Here is a 2,053-nt window from a genome sequence, read left to right as displayed (position 1 = left end):
TGTGCACACTGTTGGGTCCTGAGGCAACACGCCTTGGGGCTGGACACGGTCCCGGAACGGTGTGTGTTTCTGGTGTGGTGTTTGAGAACTGTAGAGTGGATGCGAGCATCTTTGTGGTCAAGTTGTTAAGGGCACATGGTGGATGTCTTGGCTTCAGGAGCCGATGAAGGACGTAGGAGGCTGCGATAAGCCTCGGGGAGCTGTCAACCGAGCTGTGATCCGAGGATTTCCGAATGGGGAAACCCAGCACCAGTGATGTGGTGTTACCCGCGTCTGAATATATAGGGCGTGTGGAGGGAACGCGGGGAAGTGAAACATCTCAGTACCCGTAGGAAGAGAAAACAAAAGTGATTCCGTGAGTAGTGGCGAGCGAAAGCGGAAGAGGCTAAACCGTTTGCATGTGATACCTGTCAGGGGTTGTGTGAGCGGTGTTGTGGGACCCATCTTCTCAGAGCTGACACTCTGGGCATGATGCAGCGCAGTTAGTGGAACCGCTTGGGATGGCGGACCGGAGTGGGTGAGAGTCCCGTACGCGAAAACTGTGTTTGGATTGTGTGGTGGTGTTCCCGAGTAGCAGCGAGCTCGTGGAATTTGCTGTGAATCTGCCGGGACCACCCGGTAAGCCTAAATACTTCCTGAAGACCGATAGCGGACGAGTACCGTGAGGGAAAGATGAAAAGTACCCCGGGAGGGGAGTGAAAGAGTACCTGAAACCGTGTGCCTACAAGCCGTCAGAGCCTATGGGTGATGGCGTGCCTTTTGAAGAATGAGCCTGCGAGTTAGTGCTGCGTGGCGAGGTTAACCCGTGTGGGGTAGCCGTAGCGAAAGCGAGTCTGAATAGGGCGTTTGAGTCGCGTGGTCTAGACCCGAAGCGGAGTGATCTACCCATGGCCAGGGTGAAGCGTCGGTAAGACGTCGTGGAGGCCCGAACCCACCAGGGTTGAAAACCTGGGGGATGAGCTGTGGGTAGGGGTGAAAGGCCAATCAAACTCCGTGATAGCTGGTTCTCCCCGAAATGCATTTAGGTGCAGCGTCACATGTTTCACCACGGGGGTAGAGCTACTGGATGGTCTAGGGGCCTTACCGGGTTACCGAAATCAACCAAACTCCGAATACCGTGGTGTGAGAGTGTGGCAGTGAGACGGCGGGGGATAAGCTTCGTCGTCGAGAGGGAAACAGCCCAGAACACCAGCTAAGGCCCCTAAGTGTGTGCTCAGTGGGAAAGGATGTGGGATTGCCCAGACAACCAGGAGGTTGGCTTAGAAGCAGCCACCCTTGAAAGAGTGCGTAATAGCTCACTGGTCAAGTGGTCCTGCGCCGACAATGTAGCGGGGCTTAAGCACACCGCCGAAGCTGTGTCATTGACACATTAGATCCGCTCAACCTTTCGGGGTTGTGTGTAGTCGTGTTGATGGGTAGGGGAGCGTCCTGCATCCAGGGAAGCCACGGTGGAAACCAGTGGTGGAGGGTGTGGGAGTGAGAATGCAGGCATGAGTAGCGAATGCAGAGTGAGAAACTCTGCCGCCGGATGACCAAGGGTTCCTGGGCCAGGCTAATCCGCCCAGGGTAAGTCGGGACCTAAGGCGAGGCCGACAGGCGTAGTCGATGGACAACGGGTTGATATTCCCGTACCCGAGCATGTGCGCCCATGACGAGGCGTTTGATACTAACCACCCAAAGCCGGCATGGAAGTCTTCGGATGGATATGTTGTGTGGAGCGTGGGATCTGATTTCGTAGTAGTCAAGCGATGGGGTGACGCAGGAAGGTAGCTCCGCCAGGCGATGGTTGTCCTGGTGTAAGCGTGTAGGCCGGAACATAGGCAAATCCGTGTTCCATGAGGCTGAGACGTGATGCGTAGCCGTTTGAGGCGAAGAGGGTGATCCTATGCTGCCGAGAAAAGCCTCTAGTGAGTGCATGCACGGCCCGTACCCCAAACCAACACAGGTGGTCAGGTAGAGAATACCAAGGCGATCGGGTGAACTGTGGTTAAGGAACTCGGCAAAATGCCCCCGTAACTTCGGGAGAAGGGGGGCCAAACACCTTGAAGTCCCG

The 2,053-nt window shown here is 55.9% G+C and carries 1 rRNA gene (running past one end of the window); it reads left to right on the top strand.

The annotated features are described in order from the left end of the window. Nucleotides 1–115 precede the first annotated feature (115 nt). Nucleotides 116–2,053 (top strand): 23S ribosomal RNA (locus AB0F91_RS46745); it runs 1,278 nt beyond the window's last position.

It is taken from the genome of Amycolatopsis sp. NPDC023774, assembly GCF_040639695.1.
Classification (GTDB): domain Bacteria; phylum Actinomycetota; class Actinomycetes; order Mycobacteriales; family Pseudonocardiaceae; genus Amycolatopsis.
This window is presented reverse-complemented; position numbering and strand designations above follow the sequence as displayed.